The 22,798-nt window shown below is 71.9% G+C and carries 20 protein-coding genes; 11 read left to right on the top strand and 9 right to left on the bottom strand.

The genetic code is table 11. The annotated features are described in order from the left end of the window. The 4 genes from ACX6XY_RS25515 to ACX6XY_RS25500 form a co-directional block, all read right to left on the bottom strand. Positions 1 to 292 (bottom strand): 2-oxoglutarate dehydrogenase E1 subunit family protein (locus tag ACX6XY_RS25515; RefSeq protein WP_460335297.1); only part of this gene is annotated, 292 nt, incomplete at its 3' end. Between the two features lie 260 nt (positions 293 to 552). Then, a complete protein-coding gene (locus tag ACX6XY_RS25510) occupies positions 553 to 1,620 on the bottom strand; it encodes a HAMP domain-containing sensor histidine kinase (protein ID WP_460335306.1) in 1,068 nt (355 codons plus the stop codon). Positions 1,621 to 1,787: 167 nt separating this feature from the next. Then, complete coding sequence (locus ACX6XY_RS25505) at positions 1,788 to 2,525, bottom strand: response regulator transcription factor (RefSeq protein WP_460335294.1); 738 nt, start codon at positions 2,523 to 2,525, stop codon at positions 1,788 to 1,790. Positions 2,526 to 2,586: 61 nt separating this feature from the next. Beyond that, complete coding sequence (locus ACX6XY_RS25500) at positions 2,587 to 3,285, bottom strand: spermidine synthase family protein (RefSeq protein WP_460335291.1); 699 nt, start codon at positions 3,283 to 3,285, stop codon at positions 2,587 to 2,589. Between the two features lie 223 nt (positions 3,286 to 3,508). Here ACX6XY_RS25500 and ACX6XY_RS25495 point away from each other — a divergent pair, with 223 nt between their 5' ends. The 3 genes from ACX6XY_RS25495 to ACX6XY_RS25485 all read left to right on the top strand — a co-directional run bounded on the left by ACX6XY_RS25495 (position 3,509) and on the right by ACX6XY_RS25485 (position 9,082). Then, on the top strand, positions 3,509 to 5,785 hold the full coding sequence (locus ACX6XY_RS25495) for an MMPL family transporter (protein ID WP_460335288.1): 2,277 nt from the start codon (positions 3,509 to 3,511) through the stop codon (positions 5,783 to 5,785). Positions 5,786 to 5,941: 156 nt separating this feature from the next. Continuing rightward, positions 5,942 to 8,434, top strand: a complete 2,493-nt coding sequence (gene lon, locus ACX6XY_RS25490) for an endopeptidase La (protein ID WP_460335285.1) — start codon at positions 5,942 to 5,944, stop codon at positions 8,432 to 8,434. Between the two features lie 153 nt (positions 8,435 to 8,587). Beyond that, positions 8,588 to 9,082, top strand: coding sequence for a MarR family winged helix-turn-helix transcriptional regulator (locus ACX6XY_RS25485; RefSeq protein WP_460335282.1), 495 nt, complete (start codon positions 8,588 to 8,590; stop codon positions 9,080 to 9,082). A 130-nt stretch (positions 9,083 to 9,212) separates the two neighbouring features. Here the strand turns inward: ACX6XY_RS25485 and ACX6XY_RS25480 are convergent, their stop codons facing one another. Then, positions 9,213 to 10,058, bottom strand: a complete 846-nt coding sequence (locus ACX6XY_RS25480) for a hypothetical protein (protein ID WP_460335279.1) — start codon at positions 10,056 to 10,058, stop codon at positions 9,213 to 9,215. 401 nt (positions 10,059 to 10,459) lie between these two features. On the opposite strand from ACX6XY_RS25480, the gene ACX6XY_RS25475 reads away from it, so the two are divergent. Genes ACX6XY_RS25475 through ACX6XY_RS25455 form a run of 5 tightly spaced genes read left to right on the top strand, consistent with a single transcriptional unit; the run spans position 10,460 to position 16,204 of the window. Then, positions 10,460 to 13,306, top strand: a complete 2,847-nt coding sequence (locus tag ACX6XY_RS25475; RefSeq protein WP_460335276.1) for a sensor histidine kinase — start codon at positions 10,460 to 10,462, stop codon at positions 13,304 to 13,306. Beyond that, the gene (locus tag ACX6XY_RS25470) at positions 13,303 to 13,857 is read left to right on the top strand and encodes a roadblock/LC7 domain-containing protein (RefSeq protein WP_460335272.1); all 555 of its coding nucleotides are present in this window, start codon (positions 13,303 to 13,305) and stop codon (positions 13,855 to 13,857) included. Before ACX6XY_RS25475 ends, ACX6XY_RS25470 begins: the two co-directional genes overlap by 4 nt. Further along, the gene (locus tag ACX6XY_RS25465) at positions 13,854 to 14,264 is read left to right on the top strand and encodes a DUF742 domain-containing protein (RefSeq protein WP_460335269.1); all 411 of its coding nucleotides are present in this window, start codon (positions 13,854 to 13,856) and stop codon (positions 14,262 to 14,264) included. Before ACX6XY_RS25470 ends, ACX6XY_RS25465 begins: the two co-directional genes overlap by 4 nt. Before the next feature lie 52 nt (positions 14,265 to 14,316). Continuing rightward, positions 14,317 to 14,922 carry a GTP-binding protein gene (locus tag ACX6XY_RS25460; protein WP_460335303.1) on the top strand — a complete coding sequence of 202 codons (606 nt, stop codon included), beginning with the start codon at positions 14,317 to 14,319 and terminating at the stop codon, positions 14,920 to 14,922. Positions 14,923 to 14,947: 25 nt separating this feature from the next. Beyond that, positions 14,948 to 16,204: a styrene monooxygenase/indole monooxygenase family protein gene (locus tag ACX6XY_RS25455; protein WP_460335266.1), complete on the top strand. Its 1,257-nt coding sequence runs from the start codon at positions 14,948 to 14,950 to the stop codon at positions 16,202 to 16,204. A 9-nt stretch (positions 16,205 to 16,213) separates the two neighbouring features. Here the strand turns inward: ACX6XY_RS25455 and ACX6XY_RS25450 are convergent, their stop codons facing one another. The 3 genes from ACX6XY_RS25450 to ACX6XY_RS25440 all read right to left on the bottom strand — a co-directional run bounded on the left by ACX6XY_RS25450 (position 16,214) and on the right by ACX6XY_RS25440 (position 18,543). Continuing rightward, positions 16,214 to 17,383, bottom strand: coding sequence for a C40 family peptidase (locus ACX6XY_RS25450; protein ID WP_460335263.1), 1,170 nt, complete (start codon positions 17,381 to 17,383; stop codon positions 16,214 to 16,216). A 121-nt stretch (positions 17,384 to 17,504) separates the two neighbouring features. Then, complete coding sequence (locus ACX6XY_RS25445; RefSeq protein WP_460335260.1) at positions 17,505 to 17,786, bottom strand: hypothetical protein; 282 nt, start codon at positions 17,784 to 17,786, stop codon at positions 17,505 to 17,507. Between the two features lie 10 nt (positions 17,787 to 17,796). Beyond that, on the bottom strand, positions 17,797 to 18,543 hold the full coding sequence (locus ACX6XY_RS25440; protein ID WP_460335257.1) for a TetR/AcrR family transcriptional regulator: 747 nt from the start codon (positions 18,541 to 18,543) through the stop codon (positions 17,797 to 17,799). Between the two features lie 139 nt (positions 18,544 to 18,682). Here ACX6XY_RS25440 and ACX6XY_RS25435 point away from each other — a divergent pair, with 139 nt between their 5' ends. From ACX6XY_RS25435 to ACX6XY_RS25425, 3 genes are all read left to right on the top strand, one after another. Next, entirely contained in the window at positions 18,683 to 19,591 is a 909-nt protein-coding gene (locus ACX6XY_RS25435) for a helix-turn-helix domain-containing protein (protein WP_460335254.1), read from the top strand. Further along, positions 19,588 to 19,842, top strand: a complete 255-nt coding sequence (locus ACX6XY_RS25430; RefSeq protein WP_460335252.1) for a DUF397 domain-containing protein — start codon at positions 19,588 to 19,590, stop codon at positions 19,840 to 19,842. Before ACX6XY_RS25435 ends, ACX6XY_RS25430 begins: the two co-directional genes overlap by 4 nt. Before the next feature lie 234 nt (positions 19,843 to 20,076). Further along, positions 20,077 to 21,627 (top strand): hypothetical protein, encoded by a 1,551-nt coding sequence (locus ACX6XY_RS25425; RefSeq protein ID WP_460335250.1) that lies wholly within the window; start codon positions 20,077 to 20,079, stop codon positions 21,625 to 21,627. Between the two features lie 74 nt (positions 21,628 to 21,701). Here the strand turns inward: ACX6XY_RS25425 and ACX6XY_RS25420 are convergent, their stop codons facing one another. Further along, positions 21,702 to 22,640: an AurF N-oxygenase family protein gene (locus ACX6XY_RS25420; RefSeq protein ID WP_460335247.1), complete on the bottom strand. Its 939-nt coding sequence runs from the start codon at positions 22,638 to 22,640 to the stop codon at positions 21,702 to 21,704. Positions 22,641 to 22,798: the final 158 nt, after the last annotated feature.

The raw sequence follows: 22,798 nt of genomic DNA, 5'->3' as shown, positions 1-22,798 counted from the left end.
GCTTCCCAGCGGCGGGCGCGGCCGGTGCGGCCGACGGCGCCGGGGCGGCGGCCGGGGCCGCGCCCGCGGTGCCCGGCGCGGGGCTCTCGGCCGGCTTCACCGGTGCGGTGCCCGGCTTGTAGTCGGCGAAGAAGTCCCACCAAGCGCGGTCGACTGAATTCGGGTCCTGGAGGTACTGCTGGTAGATCTCGTCGACGAGCCACTCATTGGGACCGAACGCGGCCGCAGGGCTCTTGCCCTGCCCGTCCTGCTCGGTCGAGACGCTCGAGTTACTGGGGGACTGTGGCGACACGGCGGTAACCGCCCTCTTCCGCTTCACAAGGTGGTGGACAGCGGGAATCAAGGCTACGCCTCCCGCGCCGAGAGATGCAGACCGGGCGGGCCATACGTCGCGTAAGTCACACCGCACGCCGTGTTTCGGGCGTGGAAATGGCGGGAAACAAGCGAGGTTCTGGTGTGTGAGGCACGCGTGAGAGAAGGGTCGCGGCCCTGATTGTCCGCACCCTCGGCCGGGAGCTCGTCCGAACTCGCGACGTGGTTTCGAACCCTACGTCAACCTGGTGACCAGGGCATACCCGGAAGCGTGACCTGGATGCGGCAGCCGCGAGGGGATTCGGCCACACCGATCCGGCCGCCGTGCAGATCGACCGCCCAGCGGGCGATCGCGAGCCCGAGGCCCGTACCGCCGTCGCTGTCCGGACCGTGCTCGGGCGCGGCCAGGCCGCGGTTGAACCGCTCGAAGACCCGGTGCCACTCGGACCGCGGGATGCCGGGCCCCTCGTCCTGCACCTCCAGGGTGAGCGAGCCCGGCGCCGCGCCGGACCTGGCACGTATGGTGACCCGGCCGTGCGGCGGGCTGTGCTTCACCGCGTTGTCGATCAGGTTCGTCACCACCTGGTGCAGCCGCTCGGCGTCGGCGTACGCGGTCAGCTCGGGCGGCGAGACATCGAGATGCAGATGGACGTCCGTACGGGTGTGCCGCGCGGACGAGGGCAGCGCGCCGGGGCGCTGCGCGGCGGCCGCGCCCGGCAGCTGCGCCTCCCGCAGCACCCCGGACAGATACGGCCAGACCTCGAAGCGGCGGGCCCGCAGCGGTATCACGCCGTGGTCGAGACGGGACAGGTCGAGCAGGGTCTCGACCAGGCCGCCGAGGCGCTCGGTCTGTTTCAGGGCGGTCCGCATGGTCTCCGGGTCGGCGGCCGACACACCGTCCACCACGTTCTCCAGTACGGCCCGGAGCGCGGCGATCGGGGTGCGCAGCTCGTGTGAGACGTTCGCCACCAGCTCCTTGCGGTGCCGGTCCTGGGCCTCCAGGTCCTCCGCCATGCGGTTGATGGTGCAGGTCAGGTCGCCGAGCTCGTCGCGGCGGTCCGAGCCGCGCACCCGGCGGGTGTAGTCGCCGTGCGAGATGGAGCGGGCCACGGTGTTCATCTCGTCCAGCGGGGCGGTCAGCGAGTGCGCCACGAACTGGGTGATCAGCAGGGCCGCGATCACCGAGAAGACGGTGATGAAGCGCAGCTCGGTCTGGGTGCGCAGGGCGACCATCAGCAGTCCGGTGGTGATGAACACCGAGACGACCACGAGCGTGCCGAGCTTGGCCTTGATCGAGAACGGCCGCACCCCCCGCACCCACCGCCACACCGCGCGCCCCACGCCCCACACCCGGCGCGCACACGCCCCGCCTCGGCGCGCATCGCCGCCCCCGGTGGCAGCGGGGGCGGCGGTGGTCGGTGGGGGTGCTGGCGTGTGGCGGGGTGCGTCGGGGCCGGTGGGGGCGGGCCCGGTGGTCATGGCGCCGGGGTCTCCAGCGCGTAGCCGACGCCGTGCACCGTACGGATGCGCTCCGCGCCGATCTTCCGGCGCAGCGCCTTGACGTGACTGTCCACGGTCCGCGTGCCGGACGCGTCCGCCCAGTCCCAGACCTCCGCGAGCAGCTGCTCGCGGGAGAGCACCGCGCGCGGGGTGTTCGCCAGGCAGACCAGCAGGTCGAACTCGGTCGGCGTCAGATGGACGTCGTCGCCGCTCACCCGGACTCGCCGCTGCACATGGTCGATCTCCAGCTGCCCGAGCTGGAGTATCCCGCTGCGCGGCGCCGTCGCGGCGAGTGCCGCGCGCTCCACCCTGCGCAGCAGGACGTGCACCCGCGCGGCGAGCTCCCGCATCGAGAACGGCTTGGTCATGTAGTCGTCGGCGCCGACCCCGAGGCCGACCAGCATGTCGGTCTCGTCGTCCCGTGCCGTCAGCATCAGCACCGGCACCGGGCGCTGCGCCTGCACCCGGCGGCAGACCTCAAGACCGTCGAAGCCGGGCAGCATGACGTCCAGGATCAGCAGGTCGGGCTGCCACGCCTGCGCGGTCTCCACGGCCGCGGGACCGTCGCCCGCGGTCTGCACGGCGAAGCCCTCGGCGCGCAGTCTGGCGGCAATGGCATCGACGATCGTCAGGTCGTCCTCGACCACCAGCACCCGCCGCTGAGCGCCCGGCGTGGCCGCCGTGCCGTGGTGGGAGGTGTGTGTCTGCTCCATCGCCTCGTCCCTGAAGTGATCCGTGTCGGTGAGCAGAGTAAAGGCAGGGACCACGGTGCGGCTACGCAGCCATGACGCCGAGATGCACTACGTCCGGTACGCCCCGGACAACCGGCGTCTCTTCGGTACGCACCTCCCGGAATCCGGCATTCCGCATAGCCTGTTCAAAATCGGCGGACGGCTGCGCGGACCACACGGCCAGCACCCCGCCCGGCGTGAGCCGCGCCTGACAGGCGGCGAGTCCGGCGGGCGAGTACAGCCCCGCGTTGTCCTCGGTCACGGTCCAGTCCGGGCCGTTGTCGATGTCCAGACACAGCGCGTCATAGCGTTCGCCGCGCGCGTACAGATACCCGACCAGATCGGTGTGCAGGATCTCGGTACGCGGGTCCGCGAGCGCCGGACCGGACACGGCGGCCAGCGGCCCCGGCTCCCCGGTGTGCCAGTCGATGATCGCCGCCTCGCGCTCGACCACCGCGATCCGGCCCCAGCGCGGATCCGCCGCCGCGTGCGCCAGCGAGAACCCGACGCCGAGGCCGCCGATCAGCAGGCTCGGCGCCCGGCGCGCGCCGAGCGCCGCACCGGCGGCGTCGACGAGCAGCCGCTCCGAGCGCCCGTCGGAGGTGTCCATCAGAAAGCACCCGTTGGCGATGATCTGCAGCAGCTCGCCGTGCCGCCGCAGCGCGACCTCGCCGTACGGGCCCTCTCGGCGATCCAGGACGACGGGTTCGGCGGGGTTGTACGCGTCTCGCATACGTCCCATCCTGCCGCAGCCGGTCCCCGCCCCGCCGCCCTGACCCCCGCGCGGGCCGGGCGGACCCTGACGGCGACGGGGCGAACTCCCCATAGATGTAAGGGGCTTGCTTCCTCCTTTATGCGGATCTGACGGCCTCCGTGTGGAGGAGACGCCGCTCTGAGACCTCGCCAGGCAGCACGACGAACCGGCCCGCGCCCGTGCCTAGCGTCGTGGTGGGAGGTAACACCACATGAATCGAGACACGAGGGCGCGGGGGATCGCCGCCCGAGCGGGCGCCTGGAGCGCCCGGCACCGATGGGCGGCCGTCGGCATCTGGCTGGCGTTCGTCGTGCTCGCCACGGTGGGCGGCTCGGCCACCGGCCAGAAGGACGTCGACCAGAGCCAGCAGCTGAAGGGCGAGACCAGCCGCGCCGCGCAGATCATCGACGAGCTGGGCATCGAGGAACCGGTCGGCGAGACCGTCCTCATCCAGGCCGAACGCGCGGGCCTGACGGCCGCCGACGCCGAGTTCCGCGCGGCCGTGGACCAGGTCATCGCCGCCGTCCAGGGCACCGGCGAGGTCGCGGACGTGAGGTCGCCGTACGACGCCGAGACCATCACCGATGACGGGCGCAGCGCGCTCGTCCAGTTCAACGTCCGCGGCGACCCGGAGACCGCCGCCGACCGCGTGGCGCCGGTGCTCGCCGCCGTCGACGGCGTGCAGCGCGAGCGCGGAGATGAGCTGTACATCGCCGAGATCGGCGGCGCCAGCATGGGCAAGACCTTCGACGACGCCTTCGGGGACGACTTCAAGCGGGCGGAGTACTCCGCCGTGCCGGTCGCCTTCGGCATCCTGCTGATCGCCTTCGGGGCGCTGGTCGCGGCGCTGCTGCCGGTGCTGCTCGCCATCTCGGCGATCGTCGCGACGATGGGCCTGATGGCGATCGTCAGCCATGTGCAGCCCATGGGCGACGTCGCCAGCTCCGTGATGCTGCTCGTCGGGCTCGCCGTCGGCGTGGACTACTGCCTGTTCTATCTGCGCCGGGAGCGTGAGGAGCGGGCGGCGGGCAAGGACGCCCAGACCGCGCTGGAGATCGCGGCGGCCACCAGCGGCCGGGCGATCATCGTGTCCGGTGTCACGGTCTGCGTGGCGATGGCCGGGATGCTGTTCACCGGGCTCACCGAGTTCCAGGGCATGGGCCTGGCCTCGCTGATGGTCGTCGCGGTGGCGATGGCCGGCTCGGTGACCGTACTGCCCGCGCTGCTGTCGCTGCTCGGCGAGCGCGTCGAGAAGGGCCGCGTGCCGTTCATCGGCAAGCTGAAACGGTCCGACGCGAACGGCGAGAGCCGCATGTGGCACGCGGTACTCCGCACCGTGCTCAAGCGCCCGGCGGTCGCCGTGCTGGTCGCGGCGGGCGCGCTGGCCGCCGTCGCGCTGCCCGCGCTCGGCATGAAGACCCAGAACCTCACCCTGGACCAGGAGTTCGGCGACTCACTCCCGATCGTCGCCACCTACACCCGCGTCAACGAGGCCTTCCCCGGCGGCTCGGAACCGGCCGACGTGGTGGTCAAGGCCGCCGACATCTCCGCCCCCGAGACCCAGCGGGCCATCGCGGACTTCCGTGCGCAAGCGGTCCGTTCGGGCGCGTCGCACGGCCCGGTCGAGGTCGTCACACACGAAGAGCAGAACGTCGCGGTGATCTCGGTGCCGCTGGTCGGCGGCTCGGACCAGGACGAGGCGGCCGAGAGCCTGAAGCTGATCCGCGACGAGGTACGGCCCGCGACCCTGGGCCAAGTCGACGGGCTCGAAGCCCCGGTCACCGGCATGATCGCCGGATCGTATGACTTCAACCAGCAGATCGTGTCCTCCGTGGCCCCGGTCTTCGCCTTCGTCGTCGTCTTCGCGTTCCTGCTGATGCTGCTCTGCTTCAGGTCGCTGACGATCGCACTCACCTCGATCGTGCTGAACCTGCTGTCGGTGGGGGCGGCGTACGGAATCCTGGTGGCCGTCTTCCAGTACGGCTGGGGCGCGTCGCTGGTCGGCGCCGAGGGCGTCGGGGCGATCATCGCCTGGCTGCCGCTGTTCCTGTTCGTGATCCTCTTCGGCCTGTCGATGGACTACCACGTGTTCGTCGTCTCCCGGATCCGCGAGGCGAAGGTCCAGGGCCGTACGACCCGCGACGCGATCACGCACGGCGTCGTCACCACGGCCGGGGTCGTCACCAGCGCGGCCGTGATCATGGTCGCCGTGTTCGCGATCTTCGGCACGCTCTCGATGCAGTCCATGAAGCAGATGGGCGTCGGCCTCGCGGTGGCCGTGCTCATCGACGCGACGATCATCCGCGCGGTGCTGCTGCCCGCGGTGATGGCCCTGCTCGGCGATCACAACTGGTACTTCCCGCGCTGGCTGCGCTGGCTCCCGGACCTCACCCACGACGAGACCCCCCAGCCCGCATCCCATCCCGCACCCCAGTCCACGCCCCCCGGCTCCCCGGACCCGGCCCCGGTCCCGGCGCACAAGGGCTGACGCCTGCCGCGTCGTACGGGGACCGCAGGGCGCTGGACGACCGCAGGGGAGTCGTCCAGCGCCCTGATCGCCGAGAGCGAACAGGGGTGAGGGAACATCTCCAGGCTCATAAGCATTGAGTCGATACAGCTCAACTTGAGTGCCTAAGGGGAGATCATGGCTGCTGAGTCCAAGGCGTACACCTCGCTGACCCTGCCCGTACTGCCGCTCGACGGCGAAGTGGTGCTGCCCGGCATGGTGGTGCCGCTGGATCTGAGCGACGCCGATGTGCGCGCCGCGGTGGAGGCCGCGCAGGCCGCCGCGCGGGGCGATACCGGCAAGCCGCGGGTGCTGTTGGTGCCGCGGATCGACGGGACGTACGCGAGCACCGGCGTGCTCGGCACCGTCGAGCAGGTCGGGCGGCTCGCCGACGGCGACCCCGGAGCGCTGATCCGTGGGCGGCACCGGGTGAAGATCGGCGCGGGGACGACCGGGCCCGGCGCGGCGCTGTGGGTCGAGGGCGTCGAGGTCGAGGAGAGCGTGCCCGAGCCGCTGCCCGGCTCCGTCGCCGAGCTGGCCAAGGAGTACAAGGCGCTCGCCGCCAGCTGGCTGCGCAAGCGCGGGGCCTGGCAGGTCGTGGACCGGGTGCAGCAGCTCGCTGACAGCAACGACATCGCGCAGCTCGCCGACAACTCGGGGTACTCGCCCTTCCTGTCCACCGGCCAGAAGGTCGAGCTGCTGGAGACCGCCGACCCCGTCGCGCGGCTCAAGCTGGCCGTCGGCTGGCTGAGCGAACACCTCGCCGAGCAGGACGTCGCCGAGTCCATCGCCAAGGACGTACAGGACGGCGTGGACAAGCAGCAGCGCGAGTTCCTGCTGCGCCGCCAGCTCGACGCCGTACGCAAGGAGCTGCGCGAGCTGAACGGCGAGTCCGAAGGCGAGGAGTCCGACGACTACCGGGCCCGTGTGGAGGCCGCCGACCTGCCGGAGAAGGTGCGCGAGGCCGCACTCAAGGAGGTCGACAAGCTGGAGCGCGCCTCCGACCAGTCGCCGGAGGGGTCCTGGATCCAGACCTGGCTGGACACCGTGCTCGAACTGCCCTGGAACGAGCGGACCGAGGACGCGTACGACATTCCGGGCGCGCGGGCCGTGCTGGACGCCGAGCACGCGGGCCTGGAGGACGTGAAGGAGCGGATCACCGAGTACCTGGCCGTGCGCAAGCGGCGCGTCGACCGCGGTCTCGGCGTCGTCGGCGGCCGTCAGACAGGAGGGGCGGCGCGAGGCGCCTCGGTTGAGGGTGGTGGCGGGCGACGGGCGGGCGGCGCGGTGCTCGCGCTGGTCGGACCGCCCGGCGTCGGCAAGACCTCGCTCGGCGAGTCCGTCGCGCACGCGATGGGGCGCAAGTTCGTCCGGGTCGCGCTCGGCGGCGTACGGGACGAGGCGGAGATCCGCGGCCACCGGCGTACGTACGTGGGGGCGCTGCCCGGACGGATCGTGCGGGCCGTCAAGGAGGCCGGGTCGATGAACCCGGTCGTGCTGCTCGACGAGATCGACAAGGTGGGGTCGGACTTCCGCGGCGACCCGGCGGCCGCGCTGCTGGAGGTGCTCGACCCCGCGCAGAACCACACCTTCCGGGACCACTACCTGGAGGTCGAGCTGGACCTGAGCGACGTGGTCTTCCTGGCCACCGCGAACGTCCTGGAGGCCATCCCGGAGGCGCTGCTGGACCGGATGGAGCTGGTCCGGCTCGACGGCTACACCGAGGACGAGAAGGTCGTCATCGCCCGCGACCACCTGGTGAACCGGCAGCTGGAACGGGCCGGTCTGGGCGGCGAGGAAGTCACGCTCGACGAGTCCGCGCTGCGCAAGCTGGCGGGCGAGTACACCCGCGAGGCAGGCGTACGGAACCTGGAGCGGTCCATCGCGCGGCTGCTGCGGAAGGTCGCGGCGCAGCACGAACTGGGCGAGCGCGAGCTGCCGTTCACGGTCACGGACGCCGAGCTGCGGGAGCTGATCGGGCGGCCGCACCACGTGCCGGAGTCCGCCCAGGACCCGGCCGAGCGGCGGACCGCCGTGCCGGGCGTGGCGACCGGGCTGGCCGTGACGGGCGCGGGCGGCGACGTGCTGTACGTCGAGGCGTCGCTCGCGGACCCCGAGACGGGCGGGTCGGGGCTGACCCTGACGGGCCAGCTGGGCGACGTGATGAAGGAGTCCGCGCGGATCGCGCTGTCCTTCCTGCGCTCGCGGGGCGCGGAACTGGAGCTGCCGGTGGGCGACCTCAAGGACCGCGGGGTGCACATCCACTTCCCCGCGGGCGCGGTGCCCAAGGACGGGCCCAGCGCGGGCGTCACCATGACGACCGCACTCGCCTCGCTGCTGTCGGGGCGGCTGGTCCGTACGGATGTGGCGATGACCGGGGAGGTCTCGCTGACCGGGCGGGTGCTGCCGATCGGCGGCGTCAAGCAGAAGCTGCTGGCCGCGCACCGGGCCGGGATCACCACGGTGGTGATCCCCAAGCGGAACGAGCCGGACCTGGACGACGTGCCCGCCGAGATCCTGGACAAGCTGGACGTCCACCCGGTGACGGACGTCCGGCAGGTGCTGGAACTGGCGCTGGCGCCGGCGAACAGCCAGCAGCGGGCGGCGGACGCGACCCCGGTGGCCGCGTGAGGTGACGTGGGGCGACGTGAGATGACGTGACATGGGCGGCGCGGGTCCGAGGGGCCCGCGCCGCCCCTCGCGCGCGGCACCCGCCGGAGCGCGGAGGTAGCAGCCTGCGAAATACTGGAGGCGTACCGTGACGGCGTTCGGGAAGGCGAATCGGTGGGTGCTGAGGTGCACGAGAGCGGCGAGGGCCCGGAGGCTCCGGTCGGCCACGCCGATCAGGAGTTCCTCGCGCTGGAGCGCGAGCTGACGGTCTTCCTGCGCCGCGCCCGCGCCTCGTCGGGCGAGATGGCCCGCGCCGTCCACCCCGACCTGGAGCCCGCCGCGTACGGGCTGCTGGCCCGCCTCGCCGAGTACGGCGCGCAGCGGGCCACCGACCTCGCCGCGTACATCGGCGTCGGCAAGGCGACCATGAGCCGCCAGCTGCGCGCCCTGGAGCACCTCGGCCTGGTCACCAGGGAGCCGGACCCCGCCGACGGCCGCGCGTCCCTGATCCGGCTCACCGACGAGGGCCGCGAGCGCTTCGCCACGGTACGGGAGGCCCGCCGTGCCCAGTATGTGCGCACGCTCGCCGACTGGGACCGCCGCGAGGTGGCCGAACTGGCCCGGCTGCTCGGCCAGCTGAACACGCGCGCCGAGAACGCCCAGGACTGAGCACGGACCGGAACGGGATCCGAGCACGGACCGGAATGAGAACCGAGACAGGAACCGAGCGCGGAACCGGCCCGGACAGGTCCCGGACAGGTCCCGGATGGTCCCGGACAGGGGACCCGGACAGGCCCCGCTACAGCTCCGCGAAGATCGCCGCCGCGTCGTCGTGCTTCTTCCAGCGGAACGCGGGGCCCGACTCCGCCCGCGCCGTCTCCAGCGCCCTGACCCGGTCGATCAGGGACCGCGGCCCCTCCTTGCGCAGGAGGGCGAAGCAGTCCGCCCAGGTCCCCTCGGAGAACATCTCCACCCAGCGCCCGGCCCCGTCCGTGAGCGCCGCCAGCGCGGTGACCTCGTCCCGGCGCAGCGTCCCGGTGACCGCCCGCGCCGCCACGCCGGGGTCGGCGGCCGCCGTGAAGAAGCCGCCCTCCGTATTGCGCAGGGCCTCCACCGCCGCGCGGTACCCGCCCACCGCGGCCTCCCGCTCGGCCGAGCCGTCCGGCAGGGCGCGCGCCGCGGCGCCGAGTTCCCGTACCCGCGGCGGCAGCGCGTCCAGGCGGTCGTCGAGCACGGGGGTCACCGAACCGCCCGGCCCCTCGACCAGGAGCACGGAGTCGGAGAGGACCAGATACTCCACCTGACCGGCGTCCCAGCGGGCCAGCACCACGGTCGCCTGAGGCGTGCGAGGGTGAGAAAGGTCACACGTTTCGCGGTGTGCGCGGGCGGTGCGCCCGATCGCCTCGCGCAGCACCTCGCCGAGCGTCAAATCTCGCTGCGAAACGGACAGTTCGCCCAGCGCGCCGCCGAGGCGCGCGGTGAACCACGGGACGGAATGCAGACAGCCGTCGTCACCCGCCGGCGGGGTCACGCCGTCCAGCAGAACCAGCGCACCGCCCAGGCCCGACGCGGGCGACGCCAGCGACGCGTAGTCCTCGTCGGGACGGTCGGGGCGGCCGGGATCGGTGGCGAGTTCCATACGCATCCAGCCAGTCTGCACGAGCCCTTCACGGCGCGCCCGCGGACCCCTCACGGCCCGCCGTCAAGGCGGGATTTGGGCGGATTGCTGAGTTCCGGAACCGCGCGGCGGGGCATCCTGCCAAAGCCCGCCCGGCCCGTCCAACCGGCGCTCCGCGCACGGGCGGGGGAAATGCCAGGAAGACTTGCCCGCCCCCTTCTGCCGATGTTCACTCCTTCGGGTGGCCTGGCGGGTGATGGGCGGCTGCCGTTCCCGGAGCGCTGGAAGGGTCGGTACCCCGCACCAGAGGTGTCCGTGTTGACTCTTCGTCACCGGGTCGGCGGGGCACCGGGACGACACGTCCCGTGCCCTCCTCGGGCGAGGAAACGAGAACAACGAGCACATCGAGATTGCGAGCACCGGTGCAGATGAAGCGGCCGCGTGGCAAAGGTGGCAACGGCGGAGAGGCCGACGCCGGCCCCGAGCAGCCGTCGGGTGCTCAGCCGTCGGACGCCGACGCGGCAAAGAGCCCTCCGCCCGCCCCCACCGCCCCCACCGGCCGCAAGGTCCGGGTACGCAGCCGACTGATCATCGCCGTCGCCGTGGCCGCCGCCGCGGTCGCCGGAGCCGGAGCCCCCGCCCTGCTCGCGGCCTCCGACCGACTGGCCGACTCACAGAGCCTGGTCACCCTCGCCGAGCGCACCCAGCGCGCCGTCGTGCTGGCCCACGCGCTCTCCGACGAACGCGACGAGATCACGTCGTACATCGCCGCGGGCCGCCCCAAGGACGAGAGCCCCGCCGAGAGCGGCGGCGCCCGCGTCGACCGGCAGATCGCCGAACTGCGCGCCGAAGCACCCCGCGACCTGCGCGAGGACCTCGACGCGATCTCCGGCGTACGGCGGGCCGCGCTCACCGGCAAGGGCACCGCCCTGGAGACCCACACCGCGTACAGCGACGCCATCGCCGAACTGCGCGCCCTCACCGAGCGGCTCGCCGACCGGCTGCCGCCCCGCGCGGGCTCCGGCATCCGCGCGCTCGCCGACCTCGACCGCGCCGTCGAGCAGGCCGCCGCCAGCCGCGGGCTGCTGCGCGCCGCGCTCGCCACACCCCGGCCCGAGCCGGTCACCTCGTACGACCCCGTCACCGGCCAGTACGTGACCAGCGTGCCGGAATCCCCGCTGGACGCCCGCCGCGACGAACTGACCGCCGCCGCCCAGCGGGCCAGGATCGGCGAGGACCTCGCCCGCACCGACTTCGAGCGCTCCGGGCCCGGCGTCCACCAGGCCAAACTGCGCTCCACGGTCACCGGACCCGAGATCACCAAGGCGGAGAAGTACCTCGCCCGCCTCACCGACAAGCCGACCCTCACGGACGCCGAACTCGACCTGGACCGCGACCAGGTCGACGCCGCGCTGACCGCTCGCGTGGACCAGCTGCGCAGCGTCGAGAACAGCCTCACCGCCGAGCGCACCGCCACCGTCGCCCAGCTGCGCGACGACGACGTCACCGCGCTGGAGCTCCGCATCGCGATCGTCGGCGCCTGCCTGCTGCTCGCCGTGGGCGTCACGACGGCCGTCGCCCGTACCCTCACCCGGCCGCTCGCGGTCCTGCGCCTGGGCACCGCCCGGCTCGCCGACGACCCGGCCACCGACGAGCCGGTGCGCTTCACCGGCCGCAACGACGAGTTCGCCCAGGTCGTCCGCTCCGTCAACGAGCTGCACACGCACACGGCGCGGCTGCGCGAGCGCCTCACCGTCCTGGAGAGCGACCGCAAGCACCTGGTCGGCCGTCAGGAGACCCTCGCCGCCCAGTGCGAGGACCTGCGCCATGAGCTGGCCGAGGCGGGCACCCGCCTGGAGCGGGTCCGGCACGGCGTCGACGGCACCTTCGTCAACCTGGCGCTGCGCACCCTCGGCCTGGTCGAGCGGCAACTGGCCGTCATCGAGAACCTGGAGGACCGCGAGCAGGACCCCGAGCGCCTGTCCACGCTCTTCAAGCTCGACCACTTCGCCACGGTCATGCGCCGCCACAACGAGAACCTGCTGATACTCGCGGGCACCGAGCACAAGCACGCCCATCCGGGACCGGTCCCGCTGATCGACGTGCTGCGGGCCGCGGTCAGCGAGATCGAGCGCTACGAGCGGGTACGGATCTCCTCGCTGCCGCAGCACGCCCACCTCGCCGGGTTCGCGGCGGACGACATCAGCCACCTGGTCGCCGAACTCCTGGAGAACGCCACCTCGTTCTCGCCGCCGGACGCCCCGGTCGAGGTCTCCGGGTGGCTCCTGGAGAGCGGCGAGGTCATGCTCTCGGTCCAGGACCGGGGCATCGGCATCGCCGATGAACGGCTGCGCGAACTCAACACCCGCCTCACGGACTTCGACCCGGAGGAACCGCACGACCAGCAGGACGGCGGCCTCGGGCTCGGCCTGTACGTGGTCGCCCGGCTCGCCGGGCGGCACGGCGTCCGGGTCCAGCTGCGCGAGCAGAAGCAGGGCGGCGTGGCGGCGGTCGCGGTCCTGCCGAAGCAGATCCTCGCCGCGACCCCGTCCACGGCGGTGGCCGCTGAGCCCGGCGCCCCGGTCGCGGGCGCGGCCCCGGCCGTCCACCTCCCCGGCTCCGAGGCCGAGGCCAACTCCAACGTCCTACGCGCGGGCCGCACGCTGCCGCCCTCGCAGCCCTCGTCCGACGACCCCCTCATCACCGCGGCCGAACAGACCCTCACCTTCCACCGCCCCACGCCTCCGCCAGCCCCCGACGAGCCCGCCGCCGACGCCGGCACGGCCGCCGAAGCCGGGACGGTCAGCGGTACCGGCGTCTACGGGGGCGCCACGCCCCAAGCCGCACCCGACCCCGCTCCTGCGGCGGAGACCCCGGACGCCCGCACCACGCCCGTCATCCCCGCCCCCAGGACGGCCCACGCCGAACCCACGAGCGCAGACGGAGACGCCGACACCAGCACGACCACGGACACCGCGCCCCCCGCCCCGAAGTGGGAGCGCGTCACCGACAAGGGCCTGCCCAAGCGCACGCCCAGGATCACGACTCCGGCGCCGACGCCCGCCAGGGCCGTCGCCGGTTCCGTAGACGCCGAAGCGCTGCGCCGCAGACTCGGCGGGTTCCACCAGGGGGCGAGGGACGGCCGCCGCGACGTCGAGGCCGAACTCTCGGAACGCAGTGCGGACACCGACCGGACACCGGAACCCGACCGGACACCGGGCACCGGCCGGACCGCAGAAGACATGGGGGACACAGCCGAGGAGGCCCGCAGTTGACTGCGCCCATGCGTACGCCCAGTACCCCGAGCGCTCGCACCGAAACGAGTGAGCCGGGGACCCCGGACGAGGAGGCCAGGCCGCCCGAGCACCTCAGCAGCGAGGCTCGGAACCTGCACTGGCTGCTGACCAACCTCGTCGAAGAGGTCCCCGGCCTGCACTCGGTGGCCGTGGTCTCGTCCGACGGCCTGCTGCTGCTCTCGTCCGACCCCGGCCGGGAGCGGGAGCACCGCACCGCGACCAGCCCCAAGGGCCCCAAGGGCTCCAGCGCCGACCTCGCCACGGTCGTCTCCGGCATCTGCAGCCTCACCGTCGGCGCGGCCAAGCTGATGGACGGCGGCGGCGTCAAACAGACGATGATCGCCATGGCCGAAGGCAGCCTCTTCGTGATGTCGATCAGCGACGGTTCGCTGCTCGGCGTGCACGCCACGCCGGACTGCGACATGAGCGTCATCGCCTACCACATGGCGCTCTTCGTCGGCCGTGCCGGGCATGTCCTCACCCCCGAACTCCGCAGTGAACTGCGCCAGTCGATGGAGAGCGCCCAGTGAGCACAGCCGACCTCCCGATCCGCGGCGGCAACCGTAAACCCGCCCGCGTCCGCCCGTACTCCCTCACCGGCGGCCGTACTCGCTTCGGCCACGTCCTGCTCGTCGAGACGTTCGTCGCCCGTATCGACAACGCGCTCACGGCCCCCGACGAATGCCTGGAGCTGCCCGGCGGCTCGCTGGAGACCCGTGTCGTACCCGAGCTGCGGGCCATCGTGGAGCTCTGCCGCCGGATGCGTACGGTCGCCGAGATCGCCGCGCTGCTGAAGATGCCGCTGGGCGTGGTCCGCGTGCTGCTCAGCGACCTCGCCGACCAGGGAAGGATCCGCGTGTACGGGACCGGTCACGGACCGGGACAGCCGGACCGCGCGCTGCTCGAAAGGGTGCTCAGTGGGCTCCGCCGTCTCTGAAACGACCGACAAGTTCCGCACGGGAGCCACGGCAGCCGCGGCAGTCGCGGCCATCGAGGCGGCGGAGGAAGAAGGCGCCCAGCCCTGGCAGACCGACACCAGCCGAGCCCCCATCGCCACCAAGATAGTCATCGCGGGCGGCTTCGGGGTCGGCAAGACCACGCTGGTCTCGTCCGTCTCGGAGATCACCCCGTTGCAGACCGAGGCCCTGATGACCTCGGCCAGCGAGGACAGCGAGGACGACGACCTGACCGCGACCCCGGAGAAGACGACCACCACGGTCGCGATGGACTTCGGCCGCATCACGCTCGACGACGACCTGGTCCTGTACCTCTTCGGCACTCCGGGCCAGCAGCGGTTCTGGTTCATGTGGGACGACCTGGTGCGCGGCGCGATCGGCGCGGTCGTACTCGCCGACACCCGGCGGCTGCCCGACTGCTTCCCGGCCCTCGACTACTTCGAGAGCTGCGGGATCCCGTACGTCGTCGGGGTCAACCACTTCGACGGCACCGAGAAGTACGAGCCCGAGGACGTCCGCGACGCGCTGACGCTCCCCGCGCACACCCCTGTGGTGATCATGGACGCGCGCCGCCGGTACACGGTCATCGAGACCCTGCTCGCGCTGGTCGCCCACGCCTTGGACGCCACCCCCGAATAATCTCCGTCAGCAGATAGGCACACCCATGCGGAAGATACTCATCGTCGGCGCCGGGCAGTCCGGCCTCCAGCTCGCCCTGGCGCTGCAGTCGCAGGGGTACGAGATCACCCTGATGTCCAACCGCACGGCGGACGAGATCCGGTCCGGCCGGGTCATGTCGACCCAGTGCATGTTCGACACGGCGCTGGGGCACGAGCGTGACCAGCAGCTCGACTTCTGGGAGTCCCAGGCCCCGAAGATCGAGGGCCTCGGCGTCTCCGTCGCCGGTCCCGAGTCCCAGCGGGTCATCGACTGGGTCGGCAGGCTCGACGGCTTCGCGCAGTCCGTGGACCAGCGCGTGAAGATGTCCGGCTGGATGGAGACCTTCGTCCAGCGCGGCGGCCAGCTCGTCATCCACGGCGCCGCGGTCTCCGACCTCGACTACTTCTCCCGCACCTACGACCTCGTCCTGGTCTCCGCGGGCAAGGGCGAGCTGGTCTCGATGTTCGGCCGGGACGCCGCCCGCTCGCCGTACGACACCCCGCAGCGCGCCCTCGCGGTGGCGTATGTGCACGGGCTCGGCCCGCGCCCCGAGCACCCGGAGTACGACGCGGTCCGCTGCAACCTGGTCCCCGGCGTCGGCGAACTCTTCGTCATGCCCACCCTCACCACGTCCGGCCGCGCCGACATCCTGTTCTGGGAGGGCGTACCCGGCGGCCCCCTCGACGTCTTCAAGGGCGTCAAGGACCCCGCCGAACACCTCGCTCTCACCCTGGAGCTGATGGAGCGGTTCACGCCGTGGGAGTACGCCCGCGCCACCAAGGTCGAACTGACCGACGCGGGCGGCACGCTGGCCGGACGCTACGCGCCCACGGTCCGCAACCCGATCGGCCGCCTGCCGGGCGGCGGCCTGGTGCTCGGCGTCGCGGACGTCGTCGTCGCCAACGACCCGATCACCGGGCAGGGCTCCAACTCGGCGTCCAAGTGCGCCGCGTCCTACCTCTCCTCGATCATCGAACACGGCGACCGCCCGTTCGACGAGACCTGGATGCAGGCCACGTTCGACCGCTACTGGGACACCGCCCAGCACGTCACCAAGTGGACCAACGCGATGCTCGGCGTCCCCCCGGAGCACGTCCTGAACCTCATCGGCGCGGCGGGCGACCTCCCCCCGATCGCCCACCGCTTCGCCAACGGCTTCAACGACCCCGCCGACTTCGAGAACTTCTTCTACGACCCGGAGAAGGCGAACGCGTACGTCGCCCAGGTGGCAGCGGACGCACAGGACACACCCTCAGCCTGACTCCGATCCTCAACCCAGACGCGAACCCGAGCCCCCGAACCCGAGGTCCGACCCCTCCCTGGCCCCCTCGGGCAGCTCCGGCGGGCGGAAGTCCGCCACGGGCTCCCCGCCGGGGTCCGGGCGTACGACGCCGAGCAGCGGGTTCGCCGCGATCGGCGAGACCTTGACCTTCGCGCCGGGCCGCGGCGCGTGGACGACCATGCCGTCACCCAGATAGAGCGCGACGTGCGTCGCCTCGGGGAAGTACACCACCAGGTCACCGGGCCGCACCGTATCCAGCGGCACGCGCGGCAGCTCGGCCCACTGCTCCTGCGAGGTACGCGGGACCGGACGCCCGGCCCGGCCCCACGCCTGGGAGGTGAGCCCGGAGCAGTCGTACGCCGTAGGCCCCTCGGCGCCCCACTCGTACGGCTTGCCGATCTGCTCCACCGCGTACCGCAGCGCCGCGGCGCCAGCCCGCGAGGGGGGCCGCGTCGCCGGACCGCCCAGCGCCCCGGACGCGATCAGCTTTTCCTGGGCCTCGGCGGTCCTGGCCTCTTCCAGCGCGCGCAGCCGGGCGAGCTGCTCCGCGCTCAGCCCGGCGAGCAGCCGCTGCACCTCGGCCAGGCGCTCGGTGACCGTGTCCTTCTGCTCCTTCCGCTTCTCGGCCAGCGTCAGCTGCTTGTCCAGGGCCTCGCGGGACTTCGCGGCCAGCTCCTCGGCGCGGCGCTCGCCCGCGGTCAGGCGGCCCACCGTCCGCGCCCGCTCGGCCGCCGCACGCCGGATCAGACGCCCCTGGTCGAGGGCGTGCCGCGGATCGCGGGCCAGCAGCAGGCGCACATACGGGGACAGGTCGCCGGTGTTCTGGTACTGCTGCCGGGCCAGCCGCCCGGCGGCGCTCCGGCTGGCCCCCAAGGCGACCCGCGTCCTGGCCAGGGCGCGGCTGAGCCTTCGGGTCTCGGCCTTCTGGGCCTTCAGTTTCTCCGCGGTGGCGTTGTACGTCTCGGTGGCGTCCTCGGCCCTGCGGTACAGCTCCTGAAGGTCCGTCAACAGCTCAGCCACGGACGGCTCCCCACCCACCGCCGCAGCCTCGAAGCCGACATCGGGCTCGGGAACCGGCGCCGCGGCAGCGGGCCCCGCCGCCATCACCGCCGCCGCCACGGTCGCCGTACAGACCAGCCGAAGAACGTTGCCCGGCACAAAGACCACCTCCACCGCGAGCATCGCGACCGCGACGCGGGGGCCGCCTGGTGGCGGGGGCGATCCGGCGGTATCGCGTCACCCGTTCCGGGAGGCGTGGCGAGCCGGAATTGACACGACGTCAGCCGGAGGGGCCGCGCCGCGGCTTGGTCCAGGGCCACTTAGGGCCGCCGCTGGGCTCGCCCTCCGGGTCGTACGCGTACATCCAGCCCCGCGCCAGGCCGAGCCGACGGCTGTGCCCCGCGGGCACCCGCCGGTACACCAGGACGGTGGGCTTCCCGCCGTCCGGGTCCGGCACGGGGACCTCGTACACCTTGGGCGGATGCCCGGTCAGGCCGGTCAGCACCGGCAGCACCCGGCCGTCCAGCGGGCCGCCGACGAACGGGGTGTCTTCGCTCTTCACGCTGACAGTGTCACAGCAGGTGGGCCGCGTCGCCCAGCACGGGCAGCACGCGCCGGGCCAGCGCCCCGGCGCGGCCGTCGGACTCCTCCAGGCCGAGGGCCGCGCGCAGGGCGGCCGCGGTCTGCTCGTCGGACGCGGCGGTGGCGGTCATCAGGGCCATGAAGTGATCGAGCAGCCAGCCCCTGAGCTCGTCCACCGGCGGCTGCTTGCCCTCGTCCAGCCAGATCAGCGAGGCCGCCTCGACCGCCGTGATCCACATCCGCACCATCATGCGCAGCCTGGGCGCGGCCTCGGCCACCTCCAGATGGGCCAGGATCTGATCCGCGGCGACCTGTCGCACCTCGTCCACGATGGCGCTGGTATGGGACGTGGAGGCGACGCTGCCGCCCTGGAGCAGCGCGCTGAACCCGGTGTCGTGCTGGTCCACGAAGGCGAGATAGCGATCCAGGGCGCGGCTGAGCCGCTCGGTGAGCGGCCCGGTCGACGGCTCGGCGAAGCACTGCTCCAGATCGTCTGCGGCCGACCGCAGGGCGGCCTCGTACAGCTGCTGCTTGCCGCCGGGGAAGTAGCGGTACACCAGCGGCCGCGAGACCCCCGCCGCCTCGGCGACGTCGTCGATCGAGACCTCCTCGGGCGCCCGGCGCGCGAACAGGGTGAGCGCGGCGGCCAGCAGCTGGGTACGGCGCTCCTCGACGCTCAGCCGCCGATACGCCGGGGCGGACGCGCGGGCGGGCGGACGAATCGGAGCGGAGGACATGGCAGCAGCCTAGCCGTGGACCCGCACCGCGTACGCTGCGCGAGCGTACGCGCACGCAAGGTAGACAGTACTCGTCACCGCACGTGACCATGTGGCTCGTGCGGGGTGCGCAGCGGGGCAGGCGCGTGGGAGGTGTCCCATGGCAGTGGACGACGAGGACAGCAGGACGAGCGGCGCGAGCGGCACAGACGGTACGGGAGACACGGGCGGCCCGCCCGGTACGGGCTTCACGGAGCCGGAACCGTCCGACAGTCTGCGCACGTTCGGCGCGGTGGTACGGGCGCTGCGCGAGCACGCGGGGCTCAGCCGAGAGGAGTTCGCCTCGCTCGTGCGGTTCTCCAGACACACGGTGGCGTCGATCGAGCTGGTCCGCCGGATGCCGGACCTGGAATTCGTGGAGCGGGCCGAGCCGCCGCTCGGCAACACCGGCGCGCTGCGCCAGTCCGCGCCGTTTCTGTCGCGGCAGCCGGGCCTGGCGAGCTGGTTCCGGCAGTGGGCGCGGCTTGAGGCGTCGGCGATCAGCTTGTACACGTACGAATGCCGGGTGGTGCCCGGCCTGTTGCAGACCGAGCCGTACGCGCGGGCGGTGTCGCTCAGCGTGCCGCCGTTGCCGCGTCCGGACCAGCTGGGCCAGCGGATCGCCGCGCGGCTCGCGCGCCAGGAGCTGCTGTCCACGGACCGCGAGCCGCCGACCGCCTTCAGCTTCATCATCGAACAGGCGGTACTGGAGCGGAGCACGGGCGGCGAGGAGGTGACCCGGCAGCTGTTCGACCACCTGCTGGACGTGGCGGAGCGGCACTGGAACGTGGAGTTGCAGCTGATGCCCCTGCGCCAGCCCGCGCACGCCGGGCTCGACGGTCCGCTGAGGCTCGCGGAAGCCCCGGACAACCGATGGTTCGGCTACTCGGAAGGGCAGGAGAACGGCCGTCTCATCACCGGCAGGAAAGAGATCAGCGTCCTCCATCAGCGGTATGCGAAACTGCGTTCACAGGCCCTCACTCCCGAGGACTCCGTGGGCCTGCTGAAGCGGATGCGAGGAGCGCTATGAGCAGCAGCACGTCCGAACTCGCCTGGTTCAAGAGCAGTTACAGCGGCTCGCAAGGTGACGACTGTGTGGAGGTCGCCCTCGACTGGCACAAGTCCAGCTACAGCAGCGGCTCCGAGGGCGACTGCGTGGAGGTCGCCTCCTGCCCCACCACCGTCCACGTCCGCGACTCCAAGAACCAGCAGGGCAGCCCCCAACTCGCCCTCGCTCCCGCCGCCTGGACGGCCTTCGTGGGCTACGCCGCCCGGCACTGAGCCCGGCCGACTGTCAGTGCCGCCTGCCACGCTGGTCTCCCTGGCTTCACCCGTCCAGCGAAGGGGGATCAGACGATGGCGATTCTGGCAGCGGTGCTGGGTCTCTTGGTGCGCCCCAGAGGCCCGGCACCAGGCGCTGGGAGCGACCCTGGAGCCGACTCCGGTGACGCGGCTCCAGCGGCAGCCGTGGTGGAGGGCGGCCCCGCTCCCGGATCCGCCAACCGCAGAGTGCGGATGATCGTCGAGGTACTGAACGACCCGGACGAGATCGCGCGGGCTACTCAGGCCCTGTCGAAGCAGCCTGGGTGGAGCGTGCGGCCTGCCCAGCCGCGCGACGGACTCACGCCCGACGAGCGATACAGGGCGTTCGTCGTCGATGTGGCATCGCGCGGCGCGAAGTGGCGAGCGGCAGGGTCCGCACGAGAGAAGGCGACCCGGCTCGCTGACCGGCTGAAGGTCGGCATGTGGGTCACGGACGCCTGGCTGTACCGTCCGGAAGAGCGAAAGGACCTCCTTCTCGTCCATGTCCACCGTAAGGCTCCCCAGGGAGCGGGACGGCGTCTGACCTGGTTCTGGCAGCACTTGGTCCCCCTCGGAGTGACCGACACCCAGCGGTCGCTGCTGGTGCCTTATGCGCCGGAAGGGGCAGAGGGGGAGCTGGAAGAGGCAGAGGGGCCCATCAAGTCGCGAGCCTTGACAGCGCTCCAGCGGCCCGACAGGCCCGCCAGTGAGCCGCCGTTCGACTCGACACGGCACGATGTGCGCCTGCCGGTAGGTCCGCGGCCGACACGCGCGCTCTCCGCGCGGTGTGCGCTCTGGCGCGTGGCGCTCTTTCTCCTGCTGTTCGCGGGCGTTCTCGGATGCGGGATGGCGATCGCGGCGTCCTCATGGCCGTGGCGGTTCCTCGCCTTCCTGCCTCCGGTAGCCCTCGTGTGGCCGGTGGGGCGTTGGGTCACCTCGAACGCGTCCAGACCCTGGCTGTTCCGGCTCGGTGTCGGAGCCGTGGCGGTGGGGTGCCCCGTATACCTCGGATACCTGTGGGAGGACGGCCGCCCGGAGAGCGTGACCTCCCGGCTGTCCGGGATCCTGCTCATGCTGCCCATCCTCGTCATGGGAACCGGTCTGTGGCATGCGGTGGCCGACTCGTGGTTCAGCCGCAACCTGCACTGGCTGCTGCCGGTGTTGGTCGCGCCTCTGCCGTTCGTGCTTCCCTGGGCGGGCGGGTTCCTGCACGCCGTCTATCTCGAGGATGGCTTCGGCATCCCCGCGGACGCGGTACATGTCCCCTTCTACTGGACGTACTTCGTGGCCCTCAAGCCTCTGGGTAAAGTCGTGCTGGTCACGCTGATCCTGTTGGGCTGCCTCGGCTGGGCCCGCTACTTCGACTGGCAGTTGGGGTTGACCGGGATGGTCTCCTTGCTCGTCCCCCTCCTGGCCCTCCTCTCCTCACTCCTTGTCGCCATGTCCGCCCTGGACCAGGTGACCAGTGCGGCCGAGCGCGCCTTCCAGGATGTTGCTGAAGGCAGACGTCCACCGGCGTACTTCGGGGTGCAGGGCGACATCGTGTGCGTACGCCTCCTGGAGGAGGATGCCGCCGTACACGTCTCGCCAGGACCGGTGCCCACCGGGCATCCCGTGCTGGCTTTTCCCGCCGAGGGTGAGAGCATCTGGGTCTGGGACCCGGATATGGCCCGAGGTGAGGATTCCACCCAGCATGCCGTCCGGATGCGTGCGGAGGACGTCGCGCTGTTCCCGGCGAAGAACGGACGATGTGCCGCAGGCTGATCGCCGCGCAGCAGGTGGCCCGGTGGCAGTGGGTGTGACCCGCGCGTCATGTCAGCTCGGGGGAGGGGGGCGCTTCACCCCAGCAACCCGGAACTGCGCCACAGCCGCCGCCCCGGCCCCCGCAGAACCCCGATGTCGTCCAGGAAGTCCGTCAGGCGCTTCGCGCCGGTCCGCATGACGTCCCTCCGGTGCGCGCTCGCCTTCACCTGGGCGAGGGCCTCGCGCCGGTCGAGCCCCACGTTCTCGTACACCTTGGGGTTGACGAAGGCGACGGAGAAGACCCGAGCCGCCTCGCCGGAGCTGAGCCGGGTGAGCTCGCGCTGCCAGCGCGGCGCGGTGACCATCTGGCGGCGCAGCTCCTCACGCGCGTACCGCACATGGCGGGCTTCCTCGATGACATGGATCCGCGTCACCCCGCGTACCAGCGGCTGGATCCGCTCGTCGGGAAAGGTGAGCCGCTGCATCCAGTCGAGGATCTCCTCCCCGAGCAGCGTGCAGGCGAAGGAGCCGGGGGTGGTGGAGGCGGTCTTCAGGACGCGGGCGAGATTGTGGTGGAGCGTGGAGACGGGATAGGCAGGCCCCCCGGTCTTCTTGACCATGCGGGCGAACATCATCGAGTGGCGGCACTCGTCGGCGATCTCCGTCAGCGCGTACCGCACATGGGAGCTGGTCGGGGACTTGTCGTAGATGTGCCGGACCAGCAGCTGCATCAGGATGACCTCGAACCAGATGCCGAGCGAGGCGAGCGCGGCGGCCTCGTGCCGGGCCAGCTCCATCCGCTGTTCCTCGGGCATCCGGCGCCACAGCGGAGTGTCGTACAGGGACACGAGCTCCGGCGGCCAGAACCACTTGCCCTCTTCGGCGGGGGCGTCCCAGTCGAGTTCCCGGTCGGGGTCGAAGGAGTGCTTGGCGGAGGACTCCAACAGCCGTTCGGCCACTTTCTCGCGGTCCTTGAGCGGCCCGAGCGCATCTCTGAGTCCCTCGAACGCGGCGGTTTCCGTAGTGATCGTCATGGATTCTCACCCAGTCGTAGAAGTGCTGATCCCCGGCCCGCATCCCTGTTACCAGCGGTCACACCTTATGAGACTCTATGTCAGCAAGGGCGTCAATCCCCTGCGCGTGAGTTGTTGACCACGCGTCCGCCGACGTGTGAATCTGCCAACTACCCAAT

This window comes from Streptomyces sp. O3, from assembly GCF_054788135.1.
This window is presented reverse-complemented; position numbering and strand designations above follow the sequence as displayed.